Below are 3,253 nucleotides of genomic sequence, written 5' to 3' on the forward strand. Positions count from 1 at the left end.
GCCTGTCCCACTGCGGGGCTGAGCACCATCCAGGCCGTGCCGCCAGCGTCAAATTCGCCATATATGTAGTTGACGTACTTGCCGGGATTGTCGGCAATGCGGGCGCGGGCCACGCGGATCAGGTCGCTGCGGCGGCCGAAGGTAAGGGCATCCTTGGGGCATGCCTGCACACAGCCGGGCAGCTTGCCTTCCTTGAGCAGCGGCTCGCAGAAAGTGCATTTCTGTACGAGGGGGTCAAAGGCCTCGTCGTACTGAAAGCCGGGAACATAGAAGGGGCAGGCAACCATGCAGTAACGGCAGCCCACGCACTGCGAGCCTTCGTAGTGAACAGCGCCGTTGGGCTGCTTGGTAAAGCACTTGGCAAAGCAGGCAGAGGCGCAGGCCGGGTCATTGCAGTGGAAGCACTGCAATTTGCGGAACACGTCCTTGCCGTTGACCTTGTACTTGTTTACCACTGTCCATTCATATTCGCCTGTGCGGCGGTGCGTGTCGCACACCGTAAGGTCGCTGAAGGGTTTTTTGGGTTTGGGCAGGTGGTTGACCTTGTTACAGGCTTCTTCACACTTGCGGCAACCGATGCAACGGGTGGTGTCGTGCAGCACCCCGTAACTGTCTGCGTAATATGGGAAGGTATGGGGTCCGGCCTGGGCCACCTTGGCACTGCCAAGGGCCGAGACCACGCCCGCGCTTCCCAGAATGGTCAGAAATGTTCTGCGTTTCATATCTTACTCCATGCTAGTCGGCGCTTTTGGGCGCAGCCTTATGGCAAGTGGTGCAGTCGGTGTCACGGGGACGCGCGACATCCATGCCCTTGTGGCAACCCATGCACTGCAGATGGTAGGCGGCCATAAGGTTGGGACGACCGGGATTGGCCTTGTCGATCTCCTTGGTGTGGCAGCTGCCGCACTTGGGAGGCGTAAGGGAAAGCGGGCTTCTGTGGTGGCAGGTGGCGCACAGAATTTCAGGCTTGTTGTGGAAAGCCTGAGCCAGCTTGTCGTCCTTTATCCTTTCCATAAGGGAGGTGAGGTGGCGGCGGTGGGTAAAGTTGCTCGGCTCGTACTTGTCGGCCAGGGCATCAATGACCACCTTATACGGGGCCAGCATGGGGGAAACAGGTTCAACGGGCTTGCGGGCCAGCACGGTTTCTGCGGCCAGCGCCTCATTGTCGCCGGGCAGCAGGGTGCCGTTAATGCCCTTCTGCATCTGTTCGGGCGTCATTGAAGGCGTGATGTTATGGCAGGTGGCGCACCATGCCTCGTCACGCTTGGGCGTGACAATGGCGTGACAGCCCGCGCATTCGCGCCGTTCTTTGGTTTGCTGTTCGTGACAGCTCACGCAGCTTACGGGCGTATTGCCCTTGGCGCGTTTGGCGATATTGGTGGCGTGCATGGCGCGGTCAAGGGTGATGTAGTTGCCCTCGGCCTTGCCCTCTACCGTGTGGCAGGTGCTACAGGACACCGGATCGCCCGTGTGGTGACAGGTCTCGCAATTGTCAACCTTCTTTTCATGGATAAGATGGTTGAAAACCACGGGTTTCATGGCCGCGCCCTTGGGATTGGGCTTTTCGCCGACCGGAAACATGACTATAGCCGATGGCGCGCCGCTGTCTGTTGGCTCCAGGGCTGCGGCCGTGGCCGTGCCCCCCAGCGCCGTGAGACACGCCGCGCCAGCCAGGGCTATAGCCGCCAGCAGAAGCAGTGATGTGCCGTTCCTCATGTGCTTGTCCTTTTGCATTCAGACATTACCCCAAGCCCGCCGCTCAAGGGCGGCAGGATCCTCCGGCCCCGCCGATCCCTGCGGGGGGCAAACACGCAGATATTGCAACGGTATCGCAGGCTGCAAGACTCGTCAAGGAGGTCAGAGAGTTGGAACGGCTTCTCATGCTTGGAAAAACAAGGAGATTGGGAAAATTTTCATTAAAAAATAGGTTTTAATTTTGGCGTTTCGCGCCAATGCATTTATTTGCGACCCCACGTTGTGCATAACTGTCACATACTTCGGCGCGGAGTGATAAAAGTAAAAAAATATGGAATATGGTCTCAACGGGCCAGTCGCGCTCTTTGCGCTTGACCTGCGCATAAAGATGCTCTACGTGGCAAGATGATATGGAAGCAGCGTGATGATGCCCCGGTCCTGCCGGGGAGTGCGCCCCCGCCTGGCCGTGCCGTTTTTCCGCAGAAAACGGCGGTCCGGGGTGCGCCTGCCGCCTGAATGGCTGTGGAATGAAGGGCTGCGTAACTCCAACGGAGGATCGTTGATGAAGAATGTTGAAAGCCTGTTACAGGGCAACGAGCTGTTTCAGAAAAATTATTTCAGAAAAAACGAATCCCAGCTTCTGGATCTGGTCAGCAGCGGACAGCATCCCAAGGCGCTTTTTATCGGTTGCGCCGACTCCCGGGTTATTCCCTCCCTCATAACCAACGCGCCTCCGGGGCAGCTTTTCGTCTTGCGCAATGTGGGCAACTTTGTGGCCCCCTACAAGCCGGACGAAGACTATCATGCCACGGCTTCAGGCATTGAATATGCCGTCACCACGCTGAATATTTCAGAAATCATCATCTGCGGACATACCCACTGCGGCGCCATTGAGGCCCTGTACAAAGACATCAACGGCAAGGAGCTCATCCATACAAAGAAATGGCTGTCATTGGGCAAAAAGGCCAAAGACCTTGCCTTGCTGGCCCTCGGCAAAAATGCTGAAAAAGAAAAGCTGCTGCGGCTGACGGAAAAGCTCTCCATTATTTTTCAGATCGAGAATCTGCTCACCTATCCTTATGTCAGGCGCAAGGTAAACAAGGGTACGCTGCATATCCACGGCTGGCTCTACCATATCGAGTCCGGCGAAATGGAATATTACGACCCTGACGAGCACGAATTCCTTACGCTGAACAAATAAGTTCTGCCGCTCGTGGCGCAGTGAGGGAAAGGGTTTGTCCTTCGTCAGGGGAGGGATGACGTCCTGCGCGGCGGGAGCAGGGAGGGAAGGAAAGGCTTGTTCTTCGCACGGTGGCTGCCTGCCTTACGAAGGACAAGCCGCGCTTTCCCGTTCTTGCCGCCCGCCGCGCAGGCGGTCAATTGAACCCTGCGCGATGCAGCCCCATGCAGCCCCATGCAGCCCCATGCAGGCAGTAAAAAACAAGCACCCTATACGCGCAAGGCCCGTGCCGCCTTGACCACGGCGTCCACATCATCGGGGGGCAGCCATACGGCACCGGCACGCGCGCGAAACCAGGTGAGCTGGCGCTTGGCGTAC

The 3,253-nt window shown here is 57.7% G+C and carries 3 protein-coding genes; 1 reads left to right on the forward strand and 2 read right to left on the reverse strand.

Annotated features, from left to right (window positions below; translation table 11 throughout):
* Both V6C16_RS09925 and V6C16_RS09930 read right to left on the reverse strand, forming a co-directional pair.
* A partial coding sequence (locus V6C16_RS09925; RefSeq protein WP_333543116.1) for a 4Fe-4S dicluster domain-containing protein occupies window positions 1–722 on the reverse strand: 722 nt, incomplete at its 3' end.
* 13 nt (window positions 723–735) lie between these two features.
* Window positions 736–1,716: a nine-heme cytochrome c gene (locus V6C16_RS09930; protein ID WP_333543118.1), complete on the reverse strand. Its 981-nt coding sequence runs from the start codon at window positions 1,714–1,716 to the stop codon at window positions 736–738.
* 541 nt (window positions 1,717–2,257) lie between these two features.
* On the opposite strand from V6C16_RS09930, the gene V6C16_RS09935 reads away from it, so the two are divergent.
* Complete coding sequence (locus V6C16_RS09935; RefSeq protein ID WP_333536000.1) at window positions 2,258–2,896, forward strand: carbonic anhydrase; 639 nt, start codon at window positions 2,258–2,260, stop codon at window positions 2,894–2,896.
* Window positions 2,897–3,253: the final 357 nt, after the last annotated feature.

This window comes from Desulfovibrio sp. 1188_IL3213, assembly GCF_036763145.1.
Taxonomy (GTDB): domain Bacteria; phylum Desulfobacterota; class Desulfovibrionia; order Desulfovibrionales; family Desulfovibrionaceae; genus Desulfovibrio.